Raw genomic sequence first — 19097 nt, 5'->3', positions numbered from 1 at the left:
AAGGAGCTTATGTCCATCCTGGGCGAGAGCGCCCTTTCTCCCACCGACCTGCTGTACGCCAAGTTCGCCGACGAGTTTGAAAAGCGGTACGTGTCCCAGGGCAACGAGGAGAACCGCTCCATCGAGGAAACATTGGACCTGGGCTGGGAGTTGCTGAGCATTCTGCCCAGAAGCGAGCTCAAGCGCATCAAGCCTGAGTTTATCGACAAGTACCTCCCCCAAAAGGCGGAGTGACGCCATACCGCTCCGCCGAGCAGACGGAGCGGCAGACCGGCGAACCCGACTTTGAAAGGAGGCGAATCCCTTGCCGGCCATCAATGTAAACCCCACCCGGATGGAGCTCACCCGGCTGAAAACCCGGCTCAAGACTGCTCAGCGGGGCCATAAGCTCCTCAAGGACAAGCGGGACGAGCTGATGAAGCAGTTCCTGGATGTGGTGCGGGAGAACCGCGCCCTGCGGAAAAAGGTGGAGGAGGGGCTCATGCGGGCCCACGGGTCCTTCACGGTTGCCTCCGCCCTTATGTCCGCCGAGATGCTGGAGCAGTCCCTGCTGTACCCCAAGCAGAGCGTGGAGCTGGATATGACCTTCCGCAATATCATGTCGGTCAACGTGCCGGAGTACCACTTCAAGACCAAGAGCAGCGACGCTGGGGAGATCTACCCCTACGGCTTCGCCGCAACCTCCGGCGAGCTGGATGATGCGGTGGACGCCCTGGCGGGGGTGTTCCAGGACATGCTCCGCCTGGCCCAGATTGAAAAGACCTCCCAGCTGCTGGCCGAGGAGATTGAAAAGACCCGCCGCCGGGTCAACGCCCTGGAGTATGTGAAAATTCCCCAGATGCAGGAGGCCATCAGGTATATCTCCATGAAGCTGGACGAGAACGAGCGGTCCAACACCATCCGGCTGATGAAGGTGAAGGACATGCTGCTCCAGGAGGCCATCGAGGAGAAGCGGGAGGCCGACGCCCGGGCCGTGGAGGCCTTCGGCGGCCGCCCGGCCGAGCCGGAGAAGGCCTGACGGTTCCACAAGTTTAAACTGCACAGTGCAAAAAGGCACGCTGCCGTAGAGAGCAGCGTGCCTTTTTCTGCCTTTGTTCCCAAGAGGCTGGAATCATGCCGGCGCACAATCTGACAAATAAATCCGTTAATTCTTGTACAATTTGCCGTGGACCCGGCAGCTTTGAAGAGGACAGGCCGGATGGCCCGGGAGAGCTGTCAGTATAAGGGAAACAGGAAAAATTCAAAATGTAACCGGAATGTAACCGCTGTGTGATATAGTGAAAGCACAATCGGAAGAGCAAACACGGTACCGTGTTTTTTGTTCCCTGCGGGAACAAAAAGAACCTGGTGGCCGGGTAGAGTTCGTCCGGTGACGAAAGGGCAAACCGGCCGAAAGGCCGGGACGCAAAGTCAGGAGGCTAAAGCGGCACAGGCCGCCATGCTCGTCCGGCTGCCGCAGATTTCATGCTTGCCCATCATTGAAAGGAGAATGAAAGATGCTGGCAAAAAAGACACAACGTGCCGTGGCAATCCTGATGGCGTTAAGCCTATGCTTCGGCACCATGGGCACCGCCGCCATGGCGGCGGAGGGAACCCATGAGCACAGCGATGCCTGCGGCTATGTAGCGGCGGTGGAGGGCCAGCCCTGCACCCATGAGCATGACGAAACGTGCGGCTATGTGGAAGCAAAAGAAGAAGTCCCCTGCGACATGAAGTGCACTGATACCGACGGTGATGGTGTCGTTGACCATGTGGAAGACTGCGCCTACCAGCCTGCCGAGGAGGGGCAGCCCTGCACCCATGTCCATAACGATGCCTGCGGCTATGTTGAGGCCGTAGAGGGGCAGCCCTGCGCGGTGGAGACCGTGGAGACTCTGATCGCCGCTCTGCCTGGGACTGTGACGAGTGAGGATGCTGATGCCATTGATGCCGCCCGCGCCGCCTATAACGCGCTGGACGAGAGCCTGAAGGCCGATGTGTCCAACTACGCCGTCCTGACCGCCGCTGAGGAAGCTCTGGCCGCTCTGGAGGAGGGCGGCGAGGAGCCTGCGGTCCCCGAAATCCCCGAGGAGACCTGCACGGTGGACTACACCAAGAGACAGTCTGAGTCCGTCACGTATGACGGCTATACCGGTAACAGCACGGACGGATATGTGTTTAACTACACAATCCATGAGGGCGCACCGGAAAGCGTGGTAATTGACCTGGCCCAGTGTGCGCTGGATCTGTGGGAACATGACTCTCAGGTTCCCGGCGACCACTACAAATTCCAGATTATGGTCAAAAATGAATCTGGGAATGTGTACCAGTATAAGGACGGCAGCTTTGTGCTGGCGCCTGGAGACAGCGACGAGTTCGGCAGCCTGGAAGAGGGTTCTCTTCTGCCCGTCCTGACTTATGACGGCCAGTATCTGCCCATCAAGTTCTCCGGCGCTATGATTCCTGAATACTTTTATCAGGATATCTTCCACGTTGGCGGCAGCGGTAATGTGACCTTTGAAATGATGTGCCAGATCTACAGCTATCTGGCCGAGGCCGGCTATACCGGAGAGACCGCCATTACCGACTATCTGCTGGATTATTTCAACGAGCTGCGGGGCGTCTCCTATGACAACCTGACGGATCTCTTTGCCGACCATCCCGACTGGCTGGACGGATCCAAGCTTACCAGCAACGGCATTTGGACCATGACGGAGGATGAACTGCTGGCATATATTGAGCAGTATCCTTGGATTGACCGGTTTGTCTCCGCACAGTCCTCCGGCAGTAACCTGAGTGTTCAGATCAAGTGGCCTGAGCCGGAGATCGCCGCCGTCAGCTACAACAGCTTCTACATGGGCCTGTTCAGCGTAGTCTATGGCAAGGATAATGTGGATATTCTCAACCCCAACGGAGCCGGTGTGGATTTCTCCCGCGCACACGCTGTGGGCGACTACATGTCCGGAACGGAACTCTATACGGAGACCAATTCCTACTTCACTGAACTGACCAAAGACGGTTTCCAGGATGGCGAGACATTAGAAATCTGGTCCGGCTACGGCATTGACGGCCCTGGCATGGGCAACAGCTACCAGAACTACAGCTTTACTTACTACAACATCATTGAGCTGGAGCAGATTGACAGCGACGTGACCGTCAACAAGGTGGACGAGTCTGGCAACGCGCTGGACGGCGCTCAGTTCAAGCTGTACAAACTGGACGGCGAGAACAAGCTCTACTACACTGAGGATGAGGGTGTTGTGTCCTGGCAGGCGGACGAGACCGCCGCCAAGGTGTTTGAGGGCGGCTCTTTCAATGTGAACCTGCTCTTCGGCACCTACTACCTCACTGAGGTTTCCGCTCCCTCCGGCTATGACGGCCTGAGCGCGGATCTGGAGATTGTGGTGGACGAGACCGCCGAGACAGTGAACGTTACCAATACGAGACAGTACATCCCCGGCCCCAGCTATAACTACTACACTGTCACTGTCAACTACTACGACAAGAACAGCGGCGAGAAGATTGCCTCCAGTTATGTTACCCCCAGCCGGATTGAGGGCAGCCGGTACGACGTGACTGAGTACGACGCCATCGCTATCGACGGCTATACCTACGACAGCACCAGCGGCGACGCCCTGACCGGCATCCTCAACAGCAACAAGGTGGTCAACGTGTACTACGTAGTTGACGATACCGATATTCCGGACGACGACACCCCCACCGGCGATCAGCCCGAACTGCCTGACGAGGGCGGGGAGACGGATATCCCGGACGACGACACCCCCACCGGCGACCAGCCTGACCTGCCCGATGAGGGCGGCGAGGAAGTGGATATCGGCGACGGCGAGACCCCCACCGGCGATCTTCCCCAGACCGGCACCGTGGCGGACAACACCATGAATACCATCGGCATGCTGCTGCTGGCCCTGTCCATGGCCACTGCCGGCGCCGCCAGCATCCTGTGGATGAAGAAATCCCGCAGATAAGAGCGCAAAGCAGCAAAAACAAGAGGCCGCGCACCGAATTTGGTGCGCGGCTTCTTTATGCGCTTGAGACAGCCCGGACAACGGCGGGTGGCAGCCTCAGCCGGACATAGGCACGCCGTATCCGCCGCAGAAGCCGCCCGGACAGGCGGCGCTGCCCATAGCGCTGCCGCTGTTTGTGATGGGAACGGTATCGGCAGCGGTCCAGCCCATATTGGGCATGGCGGGGGTTCCGGAGGCCTGCGTACCCGGCATGGGGGTATACATGCTGCCCGGGGCAAAGCTGGTGGCCGGAACGCGGTAAGGCCGCTGGCCCGGGAGATAGAAGGTGACGAATTTTACCGAAAAGATGTCGCAGACCACAAAGGTCTGGCTGGTCTCCTCATACAGGGTGAGCACGCTGCGGCCCACGGCGTAGAGCACGCCCTGCTTCCGGGTGAGGGCGTTGGTGCCGATGAGAAACTCTACCACCACATACTCCCCCAGATTGTCCGCCAAAAACTGCTGAAGCGAGCCCTGCATGGCGGGGGTGTTGAAATTCTCCTCCGGCGGCACCACAAGAGAGCCGCTGTTGTCGGTATTGTTCATGGCTCCGCCTCCGGCGGCGCCGGGATAATACTGTGCCATAGGATAGACCTCCAGATTTCAGGTGTCCGCATAGGCGGCGGTGGGGTTGTAGAAGCAGTGGTCGCCGATGCGGATTGCGAATTCTCCCACCTGGGAGGGGAAAAAGGGGCGGCACTCGGGGCTGTACGGGTTGAAGAACCACAAGGCAAAGCCCAGGTTGGTCAGACGGTTGCCCGCCATGGCCCACTCCGCCACGTCCCAGTGAACCTGCTCCAGGGACATGTTGTAGAGGTTCTGGGCGTTGTACTGCCCGCCCACAGTCTCCATGGCGCAGACAAACTGCCGGGGCTGAAAGACCACCTCCCGGACCGTGTGGAGCCGCCCGTACTCGCCGTATGTAATGTTGACCCGGTTCATCACCACCGAGGCCACCGCCCGCATGCCGTTGAGTCCCTCGCCGCCTGCCTCGCATTTCACAATGCGGGCCAGCAGCTCCAGGTCTGAATATGCCATTGAATGTTCCTCCTGACAGGGCCGGTCAGACCGCAAGGGTGTGGGAGGCGGACGGAGCGGCGGAGGAATCCAGGCCGTCCAGCCGCACCACCGCAGCGGCCAGCACCAGCACGGAGGCCCACAGGCTTCTGCCGGCCGACTGCCGGGCAGCGCGGCCGGCCTCCGGGGCCAGATCCCGCCATGCCTGAATGGCCAGACACAGGAAAAAGCCCAGAGAACCCACGGCCAGCACGCTGGCCCACCGCCGCACCGGAAGCACCGGCGGTACAGCCGCCGCCTCCTCCGTCCTGCCCGCCAGAGCCAGGCAGAGCTGGCGCCGCTGGGTGAGGGAGGCGCTGAGGGAGAGCAGCAGGGAGCAGATCAGCACCAGCAGAAAGACCGCCGCCCCGTCGGCGTCCTTCAGCTGCCGCGCCAGTGCCTCCCGGTCCGTCTCTTCCATCCAATCGCCTCCTCCGTCCGGCAGGTTCCGCCCGCCTCCGCAGTATTCTATGCCCAGGGGAGCGGGAATGTCACATGCCGCCGAAGGCCCGGGCCAGGTCAGTCACTGCCATGGGAGCGTCGGCCACGTCCAGCCCGGCAAAGCCCAGCACCAGGGAGCCGGGCAGAGGGGAGGTCCCACGGCTGTACTCCCCCAGGGTGCGCACCCGGTAGCCCGCAGCTGCCGCCCGGGCGGCCAAATCCGCCTCATCCCGGCCCGGCAGGGTGAGGAGCAGGTGGAGCCCCGCCCCCGCGCCCGACACCCGGCCCTGGGGAAAGACATTTTTCAGAGCGGCGGTGAGGGCGGCACACCGGGCCCGGTACAGGCTGCCCGCCCGGCGCAGGTGCCGCCCGTACTGGCCGGAGGACAGGAAGCGGCAGAGCACCTGCTGCTCAAACCGGGATACCGTGGACGCGCCGTGGGCAAACCGGGCCTTGTACACGTCCAGCAGGGCCTCGGGCAGGATGAGGTAGGCGGCCCGGATAGAGGGGGCCAGGGTGCGGCTGAAGGTGCCGGTGTATACCACCCGGCCGCCGGTATCCATGCCCTGCATGGCGGGGATGGGCCGGGAGGCATAGCGGAACTCGCTGTCGTAGTCGTCCTCGATGATATAGCGGCCCGGCGCGGCGTAGGCCCAGCGGAGCAGTTCGGTCCGCCGTCCGGCAGGCATGGCCGCGCCGGTGGGGAACTGGTGAGAGGGGGTCACGTAGGCCACTCCGGCCCCGGAGGCAGCCAGGGCAGCGGGCGACATGCCCTGGCTGTCCACCGGCACGGGGACGGCGGAGCGGCCCAGATTCTCCAGAGTACGGTAGGCGGCGTTATATCCCGGGTTCTCCAGGGCCACAGGGACAGCCGGGTCAAAGAGCTGAAAGAGCACGCTGAGCAGGTACTCCATGCCTGCGCCCACCACCACCTGCTCGCTGCGGCACCGCACGCCCCGGCAGGACTGGAGAAAGTTGCACAGGGCTTCACGCAGAGGCAAATCTCCCTGGGGGTCTCCCCGCTGGAGCAGCTCCGGGTTCTTCAGGGCCTCCCGGGTCAGGCTGGCCCAAACCGAGGAGGGGAAAATATGGGTGTCCACGGCGGCGGTGGAGAAAACGTCGCTGAGGGCGGGAGCCGCCGGAGGAGGCGCAGGGACGGCGGCCGGGGGGACGGAAGCCGCCGGGGCGTCCAGAGGCAGCAGAGAGCACACCCGGTATCCGCTCCGGGGCCGGGATTGCAGGTATCCCTCGGCCACCAGCATGCCGTAAGCGGTCTCCACCGTGGACAGGCTCACCCCCAGCTGGGCGCACAGCTGCCGCTTGGAGGGGGCCCGCTCTCCGGCGGCCAGGCGGCCGGTGCGGATCTCCTCCACCATGCGGCGGTAGATCTGCTCGTAGAGGGGGAGGGCGCCCTCCTCCGGCACAAAGAAGGATGCGGACATACTATCGTCTCCAAACTGACCTGATAAAAAATAATAAAACTGGATATTTTAAAGATACCAGTTACGTGTATAATACAGCACAAGAGAACAGAAGTCAATCTCAGGAGGGAAGCGTTATGATTCTCAATTCCAGAAACAAGAGGGACGAAAAGCTGATGTTTGCCGTCATGGCGGGCCTGATGGCCGCGCTGGTGGCGGTGGGCTCCGCCCTGCGGATCACTCTGCCTGTGAACGTGGGCACTACATCCTTTCACCTGGGCAACATTATGTGCGCCCTGTCGGGTATTTTTCTGGGCCCGGTGGGGGGCGGCCTGGCGGCGGGCATCGGCTCGGCCATCTATGATATGACCAACCCGCTGTATATCTCTGAGTGCTGGATTACCTTCCTCACCAAGGGGGCCTACGGCCTGGCGGTGGGCCTCATTGCCTGGAGCGCCGGCCGCCGGGGGGAGAAGTACGGCTGGAACCTGGCGGGCACAGTGACCGGCGCAGTGGTGTACGCGGCGCTGTACCTGTTCAAGGGCTTCGCCTGGGACGGCCTGCTGTTGGGCGGCCTTCAGGCGGGCCCCGCCCTGGCGGCCCTGGTGCCCAAGCTGCCCGCCACTGCCTTCAACGCGGTGGTAGCTATTGTGTGCGCCCCGGCCCTGGCCGCGGCGGTGACGAAAGCCCGGCACAGCGTGGGCGCCGCCCGGGGATAATTTGTGAAAAGCAAAAAGCGCTGTCCCGTATGGGACAGCGCTTTTTGCAGCGTTAACCGGCATTTTCCTGCTCCACCCGGTGGGCCAGGCGGACCTTCAGTTCCAAATTGCCGGGGTTATACCCCATGGCGGTCATCATCCTCTGAAGGGAGATGACTTTGTCATGGCTGGAGCTGTTGACTTCTACGTCCACTCCGGCTGTGGGGACCCGGGCGGTCTTGGAGGAGTCCCGCTTGCAGTCGAAGAGGGCGGACAGCTCGTGGGCTGCCGGGTCGGCCTGGACGGCGCGGAATTTCTCCGGGTCCCGCTGGTAGAGCAGGTCCAGCACCTGGGTGAGCATGGCGCTGTACTTGCGGACAGGCACCTCCTGCCCAAAGAGGCGGAAGGCCTCCAGCTTGGAGTTGTTCCAGCCGGGGAGCTTTTTCGCCGCGTCAAAGACAATGGGCTCGCTCACGCTGTGGTAGGCAGCCGCGTCATCCAGCCGGTTTTTGTACCGGATGCCCCTGCCTGAGAGGCCGTTGGCGGAAAGAAAACGGCTGGGGGCAGTCTCTGCCTCGGCGTTGGTGGTGGCGGAGAAGTTGAGAATATTCTCCAGCAGCTTCAGGTCCTCCCGGGTGAGGGCGCCGCCGGAGGCGGACAGAGCGGTGCGGAAGCTCTCCATAAAGTCGGCAATGCGGTTGACGTCGGCGGAGCCGTCCAGCCCCCACTGTTCAAAGAGCTCCTGAAGCAGCGGGTCGTTCTCCTCCATATCCTCGTCCAGCTCATCGCCGGAGAGCAGGGCGGCGTATCGCTCCGGCTGGGCCAGCTGGTTGAAAAACGCGGGCGTCAGCCGGCTGATGCTGCGGACCACAAAGTTGTAGACCTCCTCATAGGACAGCTGGAGGCAGAGCACGGCGAAAAGCAGCCGCTTCTCGTGGTCCTGGTCCAGGTGCTCGCCGCTGTGGATGCGCTGGAGCAGGAGAAAGGCGTTGAGCAGCCGCTTGATGCCACGGGGGTTGTAGCCGATGGAGGTGCGGATGAGGGACACGTAGGGGGCGGCGTCGGCCACAGGCAGGCGCATCTGCTCCAGGGCAGTGCGGACGAATTTTTCAATGTCGTAGTGTGCGACCGGCATCTTGAAGGGCACCTGGATAATCTTGTCGAAAAAGCTGCGGCCTTTGTCCGTGCCCAGACTCTCGCCGTACTTCTGGCGGATGCCCTGAGAGACCACCGCGTAGTCGATGGCCAGAAGGAACACGCACTTGTCGCAGTCCAGGAAGAGCTTGAGCACCTCCAGCAGCTCTACCGCCCGGGCAGGGGCCAGCCGGTCCAGGTCGTCCACGAAGATGACCACCCGGTCCTTCTTTTTCTCCTTCAGGGCCTGCTTCACACAGTCCTGAAACCGGGATTTCAGGGTGGAGACAGCCTCGGTCACGTCCTCCTCGCCGGAGTGCATGGCGGCCTCGGCCGCGCCCGACACATCCAGCCCGGTCACTGTGTTGGCCGCCGACAGGCCCACCCGGAACAGAACACCTCCCAGGGTGCGCAGGGAGCTCTTGATGGAGTCGGCCTGGATGCCCTTGAGCCCCAGGGCGGCCGTCAGCCGGGACACCAGCAGCAGGGGCAGCCGGTCCCCCAGGTTGAACTGAGAGAACTGCCAGGTGTTGAACCAGACGGGGAGCACCTTGGCCTCCAGTTCCTCCCGGATGAGCATCATGAAGCTGGTCTTGCCGCTACCCCAATCCCCCTGGACTGCCACGGTCATGGGCGTGTCGCACTCCAGGATAAAGCTGCTCAGGCCCTTGATGTACTTCTCCACATCGAAAATATCTTCGCTGCGCCCGCTGAGGGGCTTGTCTGTAAAGCCTGCCATGGGTTTCCCTCTTGGTCTGACAGAGTTGGAATACATTCGCTGTTATCTTCCATCATAACAGAAAGGAAGGGGGCTGGCAAGCGGAAGCAGCCGTCTCCCGGTTCAGGACAGAGGTTTCTCCTTCCTGCGGCGGAGCTTTCTCAGCTCTAGGGCAGCGCCCACGGCCAGCAGAGCCAGGGAGGCCAGAAGCATAACGGCAAAGACCAGCACATTGATCCAGGAGAAGCTGCCCGCGTCCTGATGGGTAAAAAGGACGCCCCAGGAGAAGTAGTGGGCCAGAGTGGGGGCACTTTGCTCCGGGACCACGGCGGCGGAGAGACAGTTGCCAAGAGGCACCACGAATGTGAGCAGCAGTCCGGCCAGCCCGGCCTTCAGCCAGGGCCCGGCAGGCAGCCAGTAGAATACGGCGAAGAGGAGCCAGAGAAAGGCCAGGGCAAAGGCAGCGATGGGATAGGCAAAGCCCAGCAGCCAGCCCCCGCCGGTGAACAGGCGGATAACAGCCAGCAGGCCAAAGACCCAGACAGAGAAAACGGCCATGGAGAGGGGGAGAACATGGCGGCCGCAGAAGCGCCACACAGCCCACACACTCCAGGGCAGGGCCAGAGATGCGGCGGTGATGGCCAAGGCGCCGCCCAGCCAGTGGCCCCCCGCCACGCCCCAGCAGGAGAGCAGCAGCAGGAGCAGGCCGCCGGAGGCCGAGCCCAGACAGACGGGCAGCCGGTTTTTGCGGACCAGGAAGGGGAGATTGGTAAAGCAGAAGGCGATGGACAGGGAGAACAGCACGATCCAGAACCAGGTCAGCGCGCCCTCAAAGACCAGATTGCAGATAAAGCAGGAGATAAGGGCGGCCCCGTAGGCGGCGCCGAAGAAGATCTGCACACCTTTTACCACCCCGTTCCAAACGGCGGCGGCCCGGGCCTGGTCTACCGCCTCGTCATCGTCACAGGCAGTGAAGAACTCATGCTCCGAGATGCCCAGCAGGCGGCAGATGGCGGGCACCAGGGACACGTCCGGGTAGGACAGGCCCCGCTCCCACTTGCTCACTGTGGACTCAGTCACATAGAGGGACTGGGCCAGCTCCCGCTGGGTCATGCCCGCACCCAGCCGTTTGCGGCGGATGTACTCGCCGAAGGATTTCTTTTCGTCCATAGATATGACCTCCGTTTTGGTGGTTGGAGCGCTCGCCTTTACCCTACCCAGACCGGGGCGAAAAGTCAAGGGGTGGGGACAAAATCAGGGCACGACTGTCGGTCGAGTCCAGTGTTTCCAATGGTTTGCGGCTCTGGGACAAAAAATAGGGCGGACACAGATATGTCCGCCCCGGAGGGGAAGGGTATGAGGATTTACTTCTGCTTTGGCGGCAGAGGCCCGGAGTCAGACTACGACAAATTCATTTTCCTCCTCCAGGTAGCGGCAGAAGATAAACAGGCCGCACAGAAATGCGGCGGAGAGGGGCAGAGAGACGTCCAGCCGCCACCCTCCCGGCACCCCCTGATGGATAATTCGCACCGTGCAGTGGTTCTGGCTGTCGGTGAGGACGTAATTCTGTACATTTTCCATCAACAGGGTATAGCGCTGTCCGCCTGCGGTCAGGGCGGCCTGTCCTACCCGCGGCATACGGCAGACAGGCCAGCCGGCTGTGGAGGGATCGTCCCCGTCGGCATAGCAGGGCCTTGCCACTGCGCATTCCGTGCCGTCCGCGTCATACATTACGTACTCCTTGCACCGGACGTCCCCCGCCGACTGGGCGTCTGTCCGGAGAAGGCGGATATCCGTGCGGAGAAGGAGGCTGTCGTTCTGATCCAGAACCTGCTTCTCAGCGCCGCAGAAATGCCCCCGAATGTGAGCCAGAGGCTGCGCCCCGCCGGCGGAATAGAGCACACCGGCCTTTAAACGGTATGTCATGGAAATACCTCCCTTAAACAATTTGGTACAGGAGAAGTCCCACAGCCCCCGCCCCGGCCATGACCCAGATGGGATTTACCTTCCATTTCCGCAGGATGAACAGGCCGGCGCCAAAGATAAGCACGGAAATCAGGTTGATTCCGGTCAGATCCGCCGGCAGGGTGCGGGTCCCATAGAGGGAGAGAATCAGCAGGGAAATTCCGGCGGAGGCAATCATGGCAACCACCGCCGGGCGGAGCCCAAAAAGGATCCCCTGTACCAGGGTCAGCCCTTTGAAGCGGTAGTAGATGTAGGCCAGCAGCATGACAATGACGCAGGAGGGCAGAACGCAGCTGACGGTGGCCACGAGAGCGCCCGGAATACCCGCCACCTGGATACCCACAAAGGTGGCGGAGTTGATGGCCACGGGACCGGGGGTCATCTCTGCAATGGTCATGATATCGGCGAACTGGGTCATGGTCAGCCAGGGGTGAAGGTCCACCACCTGGTGCTGGATAAGCGGCATCGCGGCGTAGCCGCCGCCGATGCTGAACAGGCCAATCTGGAAGAAGCTCCAGAACAGCTGCAGATAAATCATTTCAGCCGCGCTCCTTTCTGGCCTTTTCCCGCAGATAGGTGTTCAGGGCGCCGATGCAGCCGCAGACGAGAATGACGAGGATGATGTTGGCGTCAAAGAACTGCACCGCCACAAAGGAGAGCGCCAGAACCAGAATGGGAAGAGCCTGCCGGAGGCGGATGATAGAGCTGCCCATAGTGATAACCACATCGCAGATGACGGCTGCCACACCGGCCAGCATGCCGTTCATAGCCATGCTCACAAACACGTTGTCCCGGAAGGCGGCGTAGAAAAAGGAGATAATGGAGATGATGATAAGAGGAGGCAGCACAGTGCCCAGCACGGTCAGCAGGGCTCCGGGCACACCGGCCACACGGTACCCCACCAGAATAGAGGCGTTTACGGCGATGGCGCCGGGAGAAGACTGGGCGATGGCGGTCAGGTCCAGCATCTCCTGCTCATCGATCCAGTGGAGCTGCTCCACAAATTTTTTCCGCATCAGGGGAATGATGACAAAGCCGCCGCCAAAGGTACAGGCGCTGAGCTGAAAGGTGGATAGGAACAGGGTTTTGTATTTGTTTTGTGGTGTGTTCAAGTAAATCCCTCCTTACGCGCCCTATTATACGGCTTGAAAACAAATAATAAAAATAATATTATTAAATAAAAATGATAACAAAAATATTATAAAGGAGCGGAGAGACGTGACCATCCGGCATATCAAGATTTTTTTGGCTGTGTGCACCTGCGGCTGCAATACCACAAAGGCGGCAGAGTACCTCCACATGGCGCAGCCGGCGGTGAGCCTGGCCATTCATGAGCTGGAGCACTATTACGGCGTCCTGCTTTTTGACCGCATTGGACGCAGGCTGGTTCTCACCGAGGCGGGGCGGCGGTTCCGGGAGTATGGCCTTCATATTTCCGGCCTGTTCGACGATATGGAAAAGACCCTGCGGGACTGGGACCGGATTGGAATGCTGCGGGTGGGGGCCAGCATTACCATCGGAGCCCAGTTCCTGCCTCACTATATTAAGACGTTCACTGCCCAGCACCCTGGAGTGGAGATACAGGTGGCGGTGGCCTCCTCCGACGAGCTGGAGCGCAGGCTGATGGACAATACGCTGGATCTGGTCCTGATGGAGGGCGTGCCCAGAAGCGCCTCCATCAGGACGGAGGAGTACATGGAGGACCATCTGGCGGTCATCAGCGCCAGCGGCGGCGGCTTCCGGCAGGGGCAGACCCTGACGCTGGAGGAGTTCCGCCGGCAGAAGTTCCTGCTGCGGGAGCGGGGCAGCGGCACCCGGGAGGAGTTTGAGCACGTGATAGAGGCGGCCGGTATCTCCGTGCACCCCGTATGGGAGGCAGTGAGCACCACCGCCCTGGTCAATGCGGTCATCTGCGGGCTGGGCATTACCGTGCTGCCCTACCGCATGGTGCTGGGCCCCCTGGAGCGGGGGCTGGTGGTGGCGGTGCGGGTGGAGGGGCTGAGCTTCAGCCGCAGGTTCCGTATCGCCTATCACAAGGACAAATATATCACGCCTCTGGCCGGCGCCTTCATTGACCTGTGCCGGAACTATGAGATGGATTATCCCATGCCCCGGTATAACGGGCTATACTGAGCATAATAAAAACAGGGCGGACACATCTGTGCCCGCCCCGGAGGGAATCGTATGGGAATTTATTTCTGCCAGCCCCCGCCGAACTCCAGCAGGGTCAGGTTTTTGTTTCGCTCGCTGGTCCAGTTGATGGCCCACTGGGTGGCGAAGAGGAGGAGCTGGTTGCCCTTGTAGTCCTCCACCAGCTTCACGCCGTCGCCCAGAATCAGGTCCTCCTCCTTCACCGGTTCGCCGTCCTCGGTCTCAATCCAGCGGAGGTACTCGTAGGGCAGGCCCTCCATGTAGAGATCCACGTTGTACTCGTTTTTCAGCCGGTACTCCAGCACGTCGAACTGAAGGGTGCCCACCACCCCCACAATGACCTCCTCCATACCGGAGTAGGGGGTCTTGAAAATCTGGATGGCGCCCTCCTGGGCGATCTGCTCCATGCCCTTGAGGAACTGCTTGCGCTTCATGGTGTCCAGGGGCCGGACCCGGCGAAAGTGCTCCGGGGCAAAGGTGGGGATGGGGTCGAACCGGAACTTTTTCCCCGGCGTGCAGAGGGTATCCCCGATGGAGAAGATGCCCGGGTCGAAGACGCCGATGATGTCCCCGGCGTAGGCCTCCTCGATGATCTCCCGCTCGGCGGCCATGAGCTGCTGGGGCCGGGAGAGGCGGATCTTTTTCTTGCCCTGGACGTGGTAGACCTCCCGGTCCGCCTCGAACTTGCCGGACACCACCCGCATGAAGGCGATGCGGTCCCGGTGGGCCTTGTTCATGTTGGCCTGGATTTTAAAGACGAAGGCGGAGAAGTCCGGGTCGAAGGAGTCGATGACCTCGTCCCCCGCCTTCCGGGGCAGGGGGGCGGTGGTCATGCGCAAAAATTCTTCCAGGAAGGGCTCCACGCCGAAGTTGGTGAGGGCGGAGCCGAAGAACACCGGAGACAGCTTGCCGTGGCGCACCCGCTCCAGGTCAAAGTCACAGGAGGCCCCGTCCAGCAGCTCGATCTCCCCCATGAGCTGCTCCCGCTTGTCCGCCCCGATGAGGCCGGCCAGGGCGGGGTCGTCGGGCTCGATCTCGGTGGCGGTGGCCGCCCGGGCGTTGGTGTTGGAGGTGAAGTGGATCACCTTCCGGTTCTGCCGGTCGTACACGCCCTTGAACTCCTTGCCGCAGCCGATGGGCCAGTTCACCGCGTAGGTGTCGATGCCCAGCTCGTGCTCCAGCTCCTCGCACAGCTCAAAGGGGTCCCGGGCCTCCCGGTCCATCTTGTTGATGAAGGTGAAGATGGGGATGTCCCGCATGGCGCACACCTTGAACAGCTTCCGGGTCTGGGCCTCCACGCCCTTGGCGGCGTCGATGACCATGACGGCGGAGTCGGCGGCCATGAGGGTGCGGTAGGTGTCCTCCGAGAAGTCCTGGTGGCCCGGGGTGTCCAGAATGTTGATGCAGAAGCCCTCGTACTGGAACTGCATCACCGAGGAGGTCACCGAGATGCCGCGCTGCTTCTCGATCTCCATCCAGTCGGAGGTGGCGGCCCGGGCGTTCTTCTTGCCCTTGACCACGCCGGCCTGGGCGATGGCCCCGCCGTAGAGCAGAAACTTTTCGGTGAGGGTGGTCTTGCCGGCGTCTGGGTGGCTGATGATGGCAAAGGTGCGCCGGCGGGAAATCTCAGCTTCGTATTTGGACAAGGGGACGGCCTCCTCATTTCTCAGGACTGAATCCGCGGGTTCTGACCCGCAAGTTTTTTCATTTTATCACAATCCCGCAGGAAATTGCAAGGCGGCCTGGAAAGATTTCCACGGCGGTCCCCTTCCCGGCGGGACGGCTCGGGCAGCGAAAGAAATTCCAAAAACCCCTTGACAAGTGGGGGGTAGTGTGTCTATACTGTATATGCTGGATATATACAATACGACATCTCGAGGTGGAGTCATTGGACATCATCATCAGCAACAGCGCCGGCACGCCCATTTACGAGCAGATCACCCAGCAGGTGAAGGGCCTCATTCTGCGGGGGGAGCTGCGCGAGGGGGAGGCCCTTCCCTCCATGCGGCTGCTGGCCAAGGAGCTGCGCATTTCGGTCATCACCACCAAGCGGGCCTACGAGGAGCTGGAGCGGGAGGGCTTCCTCACCACCGTTCCGGGCAAGGGCTGCTTTGTGGCGGCCAGGAATTTGGAGCTGGTCCGGGAGGACTGCCTCCGGCGGATGGAGGAGCGTCTCTCACAGGCGGTAAACATCGCCAAGGGGGGCGGCATCACTCTGGCGGAGATGACCGGTGCGCTGAACATTTTGTATGGAGACGAGTGATATGATAAACGCCATTGAAGTCAGGGGCCTTTGCAAGGACTACGGCGATTTTCAGCTCAGGGACGTGGACCTGACCCTCCCCGGCGGCTCCATTCTGGGGCTCATCGGGGAGAACGGGGCGGGGAAGTCCACCACCATCAAGGCCATTCTGGGCCTCATCCGCCGGAACGGGGGCTCCATCCGAATCTTCGGACGGGAGATCCTGGGGGACGACCCCTCCTATAAGGAGGACATCGGGGTGGTGCTGGACGAGGCGAGCTTCCACGACCCCCTGAAGGTCCCCCAGGTGGGGCGCGTCCTCTCGGGGGTCTACCGGGACTGGGACAGCGCCCGCTTCCACGCCGCTGTGCAGCGCTTCCGGCGCCCGCGGGACCAGGAGAGCAAGCAGCTCTCCCGGGGCATGAAGCAGAAGCTCTCCATCGCCACCGCCCTCTCCCACCACCCCAGGCTGCTGATTCTGGACGAGGCCACCTCCGGCCTGGACCCGGTGGTCCGGGACGAGCTGCTGGACGAGTTCCTGGCCTTTATCCAGGACGAGGACCACGCCGTGTTGATCTCCAGCCACATCACCAGCGATTTGGAGAAGGCCGCCGACTATGTGACCTACCTCCACCGGGGACGGGTGGCCCTCCAGGGGGCCAAGGACGAGCTGCTGGAGACCTACGGGCGGCTGGTCTGTTCCAGGGCCGACCTCCAGAAAATAGACCCGGCCCTGCTGCTGGGGACCCGGGTGAATCAGTTCGGCTGCGAGGCCCTGGTGAAGGACCGCCGGGCCTTCCAGCGGCGCTGTCCGGGGCTCACGGTGGACCCGGTGAGCCTGGAGGAGATTATGGTATTTACGGTCAGGGGGGACGGGAAATGACGGGTCTGGTGCGAAAGGACTTCTATCTCTCGGTCAGTATGTTCAAAAGCTATGTGCTGGTGGCGCTGGTCTTTGCCATGCTCACCTTTGCGGGGATCTACGACAGCTCTTTTTTCGTGGCCTATGTGTCGGTGATGTGCATCATGATCCCGGTGAACCTTTTTGCCTATGACGAGCAGGCCCGGTGGGACAAGTACGCCGCCGCCCTGCCCGGAGGGCGGCGGGGCGTGGTGATGGCCCGATACCTCTTCACCACTCTGGTCTGTGTGGGCTCCATGGTCTTTTCCATCCTTCTCCACCTGGCGGCGGGCCTGGCCTCCGGCGCCCAGGCCCAGGAGCGGATGGACCTTCTCCTCAGCGGCCTCATACCCGCCGCCTACGGCTGCCTGATGAACGCCGTCCTTCTCCCCCTCCTCTTCAAGTTCGGCTCCCAAAAGGGGCGGCTCTATCTGCTTCTGGCCTTGGGTCTGGGGGCGGGCCTCATTTTCGGCGGACTCACCGCCCTTAGGGAGATGGGCCTTTCCCTCAGTCAGTTAGAGTTTCCCCTGGCGGCGCTGCCGGCTGTGGGCCTGCTGGCCCTGATCCCCTCCTACTTTGTCGCCCTGGGGATCTTCCTGAAAAAGGACCTGTGACGGCAAAAAATTCCCTTCGGAACCTGTCCGAAGGGAATTTTTTTGTTATCTGGGCCGGGAGATGGACTCGATGGCCCCGGCGTCCTGGAAGGGGAGGAGGATGAAGAGGGCCTTGCCCAGGACGCACCGCTCGTCTACCACCCCCAGCTCCGGGGAGCGGCTGTCGGTGGAGTTGTTGCGGTTGTCCCCCATGACGAAGACGGAGCCCTCGGGGACCTGCACATGGGTGGCGAAGCTCTCGGGGAGGGCCCGCATGACCTCCAGGATATAGGGCTCGTCCAGGGCCACCCCATCCACATAGACGGTGTTGGCGCTGTAGTCAATATCCACCGTCTGGCCCCCCACGGCGATGATGCGCTTGACGATGGGGGCGCCCTCCCGGAAGGACTTGGTGCTCAGCACCACCACGTCCCCCTGGGCCGGCTCATAGCCGATGGACTGGAGCAGAAGCATGTCCCGGTCGTGGAGGGTGGGCATCATGGACTCCCCATCCACCCCGATGACCCGCCCCACAAAGGTGAAGACCAGGATGAGCCCCACCAAGGCCATCACCAGGGCCTGAAGCCAGAAGTAGAGGTCCACCTTCACGGCGTCGGCGCCGGAGAGGGCGGCTTCCGCCTCGGGCTCCTCCGCCGGGTTGTAATTCCGTTCCTCTGACAAGGGCGATCAACTCCCAATTGAAAAAGTAGCGTTATTATATCCCAGTTTGGAGGAAAAAGCAAGGCCGGGCCCGGTCATTGCGCCCCCCCGGCCTGCTCCAGCCAGCGCTGTTCCCGGCTGTGGCAGGTGAAGAGGAGGACCTGCCGCTCCCGGGAGAGGTCCCGCAGGCAGTTCAGGGCCAGGGCCATCCGGCTGTCGTCAAAGTCGCTCAGAGCGTCGTCCAGCACCAGGGGGGCGGGGTCCTCCCCGGGGAGGGCCAGCTGGCACACCGCCAGCCGCACCGCCAGATAGAGCTGGTCCACCGTGCCCCGGGACAGGGTCAGGGCCCGCCGGGGCCGGATATCCCCGGCCTCCCTGGCGGAGGCCTCCAGCTCCCGGGTGAGGGTCACCTCCTGGTACTTCCCCCCGGTGAGGGCGGAGAAGATCGCCCCCGCCCGCTGGTTCAGGGCGGGAGAGAACCGGGCCCGGAGCTGGCCGTTGGCCTCCTCCAGGGCCTCCAGGGCCAGGGTCAGGGCCTGATACTCCTGCCGCCGGGCCTCCAGGTCCTGGGACAGGGCCTCCCGCCGGCCCCCCAGCTCCTCCGGGTCCCCCAGGGCTGTGCGCTGGCCCCTGGCGTGGGAGAGGGCCTCCCGGACCCGCTGGAGCTCCCCGGTCACCGCCGAGAGGGCGGCGGCGGTCTGCTGGGGGGTGTGGGTCATGGGGGGCGGCGGGGCGGGGGCCTTTCCGCCCTGTGCCTGCCGGAGGATGACGTTGTTCTCCGGCGTGGGCTCCGGCAGGGTGTCCAGGAGCTTCCGGGCCCCCTGGACCTTCACCCGGGCGGCGGCCAGGCGCTCGCCCAGGGTGAGGGCCCGGGACAGGGCGGTGGAGACCCCGAAGAGGTCGGTAGCCGCCGGGGCGAAGCCGTGGACGAAGGCCAGCAGCTTTTGCAGCAGGGCCTCCCGCTGGGCGGTCAGGTCCCGGCGGGCCTCCTCCGCCGCCTGGGCGGTCCGGCGGGCCTCCTCCGCCGCCAGCCGCTTCTCCCGGTAGGCGCGGGCCTGTTCCAGGATGCCGTCTGGGTCCTCCACGCCGTAGCGGGCGAGGAGCCGCCGACCC

General features: G+C 62.6%; 18 protein-coding genes, 2 pseudogenes and 1 riboswitch. Of the genes and pseudogenes, 8 read left to right on the top strand and 12 right to left on the bottom strand.

All coding sequences use genetic code 11. The annotated features are described in order from the left end of the window. The 3 genes and pseudogenes from Q0K06_RS11170 to Q0K06_RS11160 form a co-directional block, all read left to right on the top strand. Positions 1–234: pseudogene (locus Q0K06_RS11170) on the top strand (V-type ATP synthase subunit B); the annotation flags it as partial. 70 nt (positions 235–304) lie between these two features. Continuing rightward, positions 305–1018: a V-type ATP synthase subunit D gene (locus Q0K06_RS11165; protein WP_294552397.1), complete on the top strand. Its 714-nt coding sequence runs from the start codon at positions 305–307 to the stop codon at positions 1016–1018. A 351-nt stretch (positions 1019–1369) separates the two neighbouring features. After that, positions 1370–1458: riboswitch (cyclic di-GMP riboswitch) on the top strand. A 38-nt stretch (positions 1459–1496) separates the two neighbouring features. Beyond that, positions 1497–3965 (top strand): SpaA isopeptide-forming pilin-related protein, encoded by a 2469-nt coding sequence (locus Q0K06_RS11160; RefSeq protein WP_294552393.1) that lies wholly within the window; start codon positions 1497–1499, stop codon positions 3963–3965. A gap of 96 nt (positions 3966–4061) precedes the next feature. On the opposite strand, the gene Q0K06_RS11155 is transcribed toward Q0K06_RS11160, so the two are convergent. The 4 genes from Q0K06_RS11155 to Q0K06_RS11140 form a co-directional block, all read right to left on the bottom strand. Beyond that, positions 4062–4589, bottom strand: coding sequence for a hypothetical protein (locus Q0K06_RS11155; RefSeq protein WP_294552390.1), 528 nt, complete (start codon positions 4587–4589; stop codon positions 4062–4064). An 18-nt stretch (positions 4590–4607) separates the two neighbouring features. Continuing rightward, entirely contained in the window at positions 4608–5042 is a 435-nt protein-coding gene (locus Q0K06_RS11150; protein ID WP_294552387.1) for a cell wall hydrolase, read from the bottom strand. Positions 5043–5067: 25 nt separating this feature from the next. After that, complete coding sequence (locus tag Q0K06_RS11145) at positions 5068–5481, bottom strand: hypothetical protein (protein WP_294552384.1); 414 nt, start codon at positions 5479–5481, stop codon at positions 5068–5070. A gap of 70 nt (positions 5482–5551) precedes the next feature. Then, on the bottom strand, positions 5552–6943 hold the full coding sequence (locus Q0K06_RS11140) for a PLP-dependent aminotransferase family protein (protein ID WP_294552381.1): 1392 nt from the start codon (positions 6941–6943) through the stop codon (positions 5552–5554). Between the two features lie 116 nt (positions 6944–7059). Here Q0K06_RS11140 and Q0K06_RS11135 point away from each other — a divergent pair, with 116 nt between their 5' ends. After that, a complete protein-coding gene (locus tag Q0K06_RS11135; protein WP_294552378.1) occupies positions 7060–7641 on the top strand; it encodes an ECF transporter S component in 582 nt (193 codons plus the stop codon). A gap of 52 nt (positions 7642–7693) precedes the next feature. On the opposite strand, the gene Q0K06_RS11130 is transcribed toward Q0K06_RS11135, so the two are convergent. The 5 genes from Q0K06_RS11130 to Q0K06_RS11110 all read right to left on the bottom strand — a co-directional run bounded on the left by Q0K06_RS11130 (position 7694) and on the right by Q0K06_RS11110 (position 12549). After that, positions 7694–9493, bottom strand: a complete 1800-nt coding sequence (locus Q0K06_RS11130) for a P-loop NTPase fold protein (RefSeq protein ID WP_294552375.1) — start codon at positions 9491–9493, stop codon at positions 7694–7696. 102 nt (positions 9494–9595) lie between these two features. Continuing rightward, entirely contained in the window at positions 9596–10642 is a 1047-nt protein-coding gene (locus tag Q0K06_RS11125; RefSeq protein ID WP_294552372.1) for a helix-turn-helix transcriptional regulator, read from the bottom strand. Positions 10643–10867: 225 nt separating this feature from the next. Continuing rightward, the gene (locus tag Q0K06_RS11120) at positions 10868–11398 is read right to left on the bottom strand and encodes a hypothetical protein (RefSeq protein WP_294552370.1); all 531 of its coding nucleotides are present in this window, start codon (positions 11396–11398) and stop codon (positions 10868–10870) included. A gap of 13 nt (positions 11399–11411) precedes the next feature. After that, positions 11412–11975, bottom strand: coding sequence for a chromate transporter (locus tag Q0K06_RS11115; protein WP_294552367.1), 564 nt, complete (start codon positions 11973–11975; stop codon positions 11412–11414). A 1-nt stretch (position 11976) separates the two neighbouring features. Beyond that, positions 11977–12549, bottom strand: a complete 573-nt coding sequence (locus Q0K06_RS11110; RefSeq protein WP_294552364.1) for a chromate transporter — start codon at positions 12547–12549, stop codon at positions 11977–11979. 106 nt (positions 12550–12655) lie between these two features. Here Q0K06_RS11110 and Q0K06_RS11105 point away from each other — a divergent pair, with 106 nt between their 5' ends. Then, positions 12656–13570 (top strand): LysR family transcriptional regulator, encoded by a 915-nt coding sequence (locus Q0K06_RS11105; protein ID WP_294552361.1) that lies wholly within the window; start codon positions 12656–12658, stop codon positions 13568–13570. 59 nt (positions 13571–13629) lie between these two features. Here Q0K06_RS11105 and Q0K06_RS11100 read toward each other — a convergent pair whose 3' ends face one another. Then, entirely contained in the window at positions 13630–15234 is a 1605-nt protein-coding gene (locus Q0K06_RS11100; RefSeq protein WP_294552358.1) for a peptide chain release factor 3, read from the bottom strand. A gap of 242 nt (positions 15235–15476) precedes the next feature. On the opposite strand from Q0K06_RS11100, the gene Q0K06_RS11095 reads away from it, so the two are divergent. The 3 genes from Q0K06_RS11095 to Q0K06_RS11085 are packed head-to-tail and all read left to right on the top strand — an operon-like array spanning position 15477 to position 17345. Further along, on the top strand, positions 15477–15851 hold the full coding sequence (locus tag Q0K06_RS11095) for a GntR family transcriptional regulator (RefSeq protein WP_294475716.1): 375 nt from the start codon (positions 15477–15479) through the stop codon (positions 15849–15851). A gap of 1 nt (position 15852) precedes the next feature. Further along, positions 15853–16713, top strand: coding sequence for an ABC transporter ATP-binding protein (locus tag Q0K06_RS11090; protein ID WP_294552355.1), 861 nt, complete (start codon positions 15853–15855; stop codon positions 16711–16713). Beyond that, the gene (locus tag Q0K06_RS11085) at positions 16710–17345 is read left to right on the top strand and encodes an ABC-2 transporter permease (RefSeq protein ID WP_294475719.1); all 636 of its coding nucleotides are present in this window, start codon (positions 16710–16712) and stop codon (positions 17343–17345) included. Before Q0K06_RS11090 ends, Q0K06_RS11085 begins: the two co-directional genes overlap by 4 nt. A 45-nt stretch (positions 17346–17390) precedes the next feature. Here the strand turns inward: Q0K06_RS11085 and lepB are convergent, their stop codons facing one another. Continuing rightward, positions 17391–18005, bottom strand: coding sequence for a signal peptidase I (gene lepB / locus Q0K06_RS11080; protein ID WP_294475721.1), 615 nt, complete (start codon positions 18003–18005; stop codon positions 17391–17393). Positions 18006–18079: 74 nt separating this feature from the next. Continuing rightward, a pseudogene (locus tag Q0K06_RS11075) lies at positions 18080–19097 on the bottom strand (hypothetical protein); the annotation flags it as partial.

This window comes from uncultured Pseudoflavonifractor sp., from assembly GCF_944387805.1.
Classification (GTDB): Bacteria; Bacillota; Clostridia; order Oscillospirales; family Oscillospiraceae; genus Pseudoflavonifractor.
This window is presented reverse-complemented; position numbering and strand designations above follow the sequence as displayed.

Bases quoted from the DNA above. Each gene is read 5' to 3' on its own strand.
- Q0K06_RS11115 (WP_294552367.1), bottom strand. From the start codon at position 11,975: ATGATTTATCTGCAGCTGTTCTGGAGCTTCTTCCAGATTGGCCTGTTC.
- Q0K06_RS11120 (WP_294552370.1), bottom strand. From the start codon at position 11,398: ATGACATACCGTTTAAAGGCCGGTGTGCTCTATTCCGCCGGCGGGGCG.
- Q0K06_RS11090 (WP_294552355.1), top strand. From the start codon at position 15,853: ATGATAAACGCCATTGAAGTCAGGGGCCTTTGCAAGGACTACGGCGAT.
- Q0K06_RS11085 (WP_294475719.1), top strand. From the start codon at position 16,710: ATGACGGGTCTGGTGCGAAAGGACTTCTATCTCTCGGTCAGTATGTTC.
- Q0K06_RS11125 (WP_294552372.1), bottom strand. From the start codon at position 10,642: ATGGACGAAAAGAAATCCTTCGGCGAGTACATCCGCCGCAAACGGCTG.
- Q0K06_RS11150 (WP_294552387.1), bottom strand. From the start codon at position 5,042: ATGGCATATTCAGACCTGGAGCTGCTGGCCCGCATTGTGAAATGCGAG.
- Q0K06_RS11145 (WP_294552384.1), bottom strand. From the start codon at position 5,481: ATGGAAGAGACGGACCGGGAGGCACTGGCGCGGCAGCTGAAGGACGCC.
- Q0K06_RS11155 (WP_294552390.1), bottom strand. From the start codon at position 4,589: ATGGCACAGTATTATCCCGGCGCCGCCGGAGGCGGAGCCATGAACAAT.
- Q0K06_RS11140 (WP_294552381.1), bottom strand. From the start codon at position 6,943: ATGTCCGCATCCTTCTTTGTGCCGGAGGAGGGCGCCCTCCCCCTCTAC.
- Q0K06_RS11135 (WP_294552378.1), top strand. From the start codon at position 7,060: ATGATTCTCAATTCCAGAAACAAGAGGGACGAAAAGCTGATGTTTGCC.
- Q0K06_RS11130 (WP_294552375.1), bottom strand. From the start codon at position 9,493: ATGGCAGGCTTTACAGACAAGCCCCTCAGCGGGCGCAGCGAAGATATT.
- Q0K06_RS11160 (WP_294552393.1), top strand. From the start codon at position 1,497: ATGCTGGCAAAAAAGACACAACGTGCCGTGGCAATCCTGATGGCGTTA.